Annotated in this window: 1 pseudogene; it reads left to right on the top strand. The window is 46.1% G+C overall.

The annotated features are described in order from the left end of the window. Positions 1–3,428 (top strand): annotated as a pseudogene (locus ACFIK3_RS09055) (filamentous hemagglutinin); the annotation flags it as partial.

The raw sequence follows: 3,428 nt of genomic DNA, 5'->3' as shown, positions 1-3,428 counted from the left end.
CCAGCCGATGTGATTATAGCCAATCCCAATGGGATAAGCTGTGATGGTTGTGGCTTTATCAATACGCCCCATGCGACTTTAACTACAGGTGTACCCGAAATTGATGCGAGCGGTTTTTTGAAAGGCTTTGAGGTGCGAGGTGGGGATATCACCTTTGGCGCCAAGGGAGCCAATTTTTTCTCAGGCCAAGGGGCTGTTGATATTGTCGATATTGTCTCACGCACAGTGCATTTTGAAGGAGCTGTTGCGGGCAAGGAGATTGGAGTGACAGCAGGGACGGGGCACTTTGATTATGCTTCTCGTGAAATGAAAGAACTGACCGATATTACTGGTAAACCGGAATATGCGATAGATGGCTCTGCTTTGGGGGCTCTACAAGCGGATCAGATTAAACTTGTGGCAACAGAAAAAGGTGTTGGGGTTCGTATGCGCCATGATATGGCAGCCAATGCGGGGCAGTTGCATCTTTCTGCTGACGGGAAAATCTCGTTGAAGAATGTTTTTGGTCATGGGGGTGTTGTTCTCAAATCGAAAAGCCAGAGCGTATTGGCAAAGCACATCACCTCGAAAAAGCATATTGATATTGCCGCCCATAAGGATGTGACGTTAGAAACGGTTGGCGCTGATGGTCATTTGAAGATAGAGGCGCAGGATGGGCTTTTATCGATTGCCGGTAAGGCAACCTCTGGGGGCAATATGGAGCTTTCTTCGCGCCAGACACTTCAAGTTTCAGGGCTAGGGTCAGGCGCTGATATGGCTCTTGAATCGGGCGGAGACTTGAAGCTTGAGGGGATTGTTTTAGCGCAAGGGAACCTCAAGGCGCATGCCGGTGGTGATATACAGGCGCAGCTTTTAGCCGGTGGGGTTGATATGGCGGCAACGGGTGCTGCTGGTGTTGTTGTTCTTGGCACCCAAGGGGATGTTGATCTCCAGAGCAGTCAAGGTGCGATTGTCGCTGAAAGTGTTTATGGGGCAGGAGATATCACCCTGGTTTCTCATAATGGGCTATCTGTTTCTCAAACAATTCTGTCGCATCAAAATGTTGCCATTCAAGCACAACCAGAAACAAATGCCCCCGTTCATTTTAGACAACTTTTAGCCTATGGTAAGGCAAATATTGAGGGTGGGGCGGTTGACTTTTCTTCGCTGATGACGGGTGAAAAAGCTGTTTTAAAGGTTGGCAGCCTTGATGCTGGCACACTGATGACAGGTGTCGTTTCTACGGGCGGTTCAGGGGATCTTGTTTTAGATAAAAACGGCTTTCTTTTGATTACAGCAAAAGAAGGGGTGAAGGTTGGTCAGATTGCCAGTGGTGGCAATATTGAAATTTTTGCAGGCAACGACATCTATTATGATCAGGTCATGGGCTATGGCAGCGCAACATTGACATCGGTGTCTGGAGAGATCAGTGTTGAGAATGTGTTGTCTGCTGAGGGGGATGTGAGGTTGACAGCAAACACTCTCGATTTAAGCAATAATCGTTCTCATATTTACACGCCGCAAACGCTGTATTTAATTGCAGATCATATTGATGTCTCAGAGAGCGAATTGGCTTATGGCGGTTTAGACTTTCAAAGCACCAATGCCCTTGAGATTCACCATGCGCGGCTACAAGCCGTGACAGATCAGGGAGGGACTGGAGATATTCTTTTTGTTGCTCCAAGCGTTATGGTTGATGAGACAACGTCGGTTTTAGCAGCCAGAGATTTCGTGATCAAGACGGGGGAGCTTGGAAATAGCGGTCAATTGGCATCGGGGCAGGATTTAGTCTTTAGCGTGACGGGGGATGTGACCAACAACAAAACGGGCTTAATTTATGTGAAGGGCAATGGTGCTTTACAAGTTGATGGTGCTTTGCTCAATGATTTTGGCACCATAATGACAGAAGGTGATTTATCTTTCACCAATGCAGCTGGCAGCGGAAAAAGCCTTTCGCTTGTGAACAAAGCAGGCTTTATTCAAGCTGGTGGAAACTTAAATATCCAAACCAACACCCTGAAAAACGAAGCTGATAGCACGCCTGTCATCATGGAAAAAACGGAATATAGCGATATTTCTTTCCAAAGACCAAAGGGTTCTGATCAACTCAGTGATGGGATGTTATATCATGATGCGAAAGTTGGTCTTTGGGGACAAGGGCACGAACATCAAGATGATAACGGAGTTTGGAAAGGACACTTATACATTTACTTAGATAATCCACTTTGGAATAGTAAAGAAGAAACCTATGGCACCGCAATTTCAAGCGATGGAACAGTCTATAAGGCATTTACTTGGAAATATATTGACGAAAGAAACTCTGTAGAACAGTATCGATGGAATGGTGATAGGTGGAAGGCAGGAGGGATCTGGTCAATAAACAAACACTGGTCACATATGACAGAAAAGACTGTCACACAAGCATTTTCGCATAAACCAACTGTTTCGGGGGTAATACAATCTAGTGGCAATCTCATCATTAACGCTGATACCATTGACAACCATTATAGCACTATAGAAGCGGGGGGAAATGCCGATATCCAAGCCAAGACGCTGACCAATTTAGGTGCAACGGCTTATAAAAAAACCTATATGGGTTGTAATGCCAATACCCAGGATGGTTATTGTTATGGCTATAAAGCTGATGGAAGCCGCGATGTTTCTTTAGATATAGCCAATGGCAAGGATCGCCAGATTGGTTCAGAAGCTTTGGAGAGCGTTCCTGGTCTTGTCCAAGCGGGTGGCACGTTGAATTTGGTGGTCGATCAACTCAATAACACGGCAGCGGAAGGTTCGATTACAGGGGATGCGCATTTTAAAGCACAAGCAGCTGAACGTAAACCACTGGAGTCCTTAAGTGGTTTAACCGGGGTTGATGCTCTCTTTACACCAAAAGTGGATCTCAATAATGCGGGGGAACTTGCTGAGGGGCTTCCTTTACCAAAGCCCCAATCGGGTGGGGTTGGGGGCACGCTACCCAATCAAAATTTCATTTATGAAACGCGGGCAGAATTTCTTGATGTCGGCAAGTTTTATGGTTCAGCCTATTATTTGAACAGAATTGGCTACAATCCTGATCGGGAGATTTTTTTCTTAGGCGATGCTTATTTCGAAAAGCAGCTGATTGAAAAACAAATGCGTGATCTGGTTGGTCAAGGTTTGGGTAAAGGCTCCTTTATTCCTGGAAGTGATGCCATTGAACAAGTCAAAACCTTGCTGGATGTCGGGGCAGAATATGCAAAAGCACACAATCTCCCCTTTGGTGAGGCTTTGAGTGAAGAACAATTGGCGTCCCTAGAAGCCCCGATGGTGATTTATGTGCGCCAACAGGTCAAGGGCATGGATGTTTATGCTCCGGTGCTTTACATCCCTGAAAAAGACAGAGCCTCCTTTGTTTCTGCTGGGGCTTTGATCATGGGCGATGATGTCAATATCACCAGCCAAAATAC

This window comes from Bartonella sp. CB10SXKL (genome assembly GCF_042195515.1).
Classification (GTDB): Bacteria; Pseudomonadota; Alphaproteobacteria; order Rhizobiales; family Rhizobiaceae; genus Bartonella.
The sequence above is the reverse complement of the archived record's forward strand: the minus strand, read 5'-3'. Positions and strand labels throughout refer to the sequence as shown.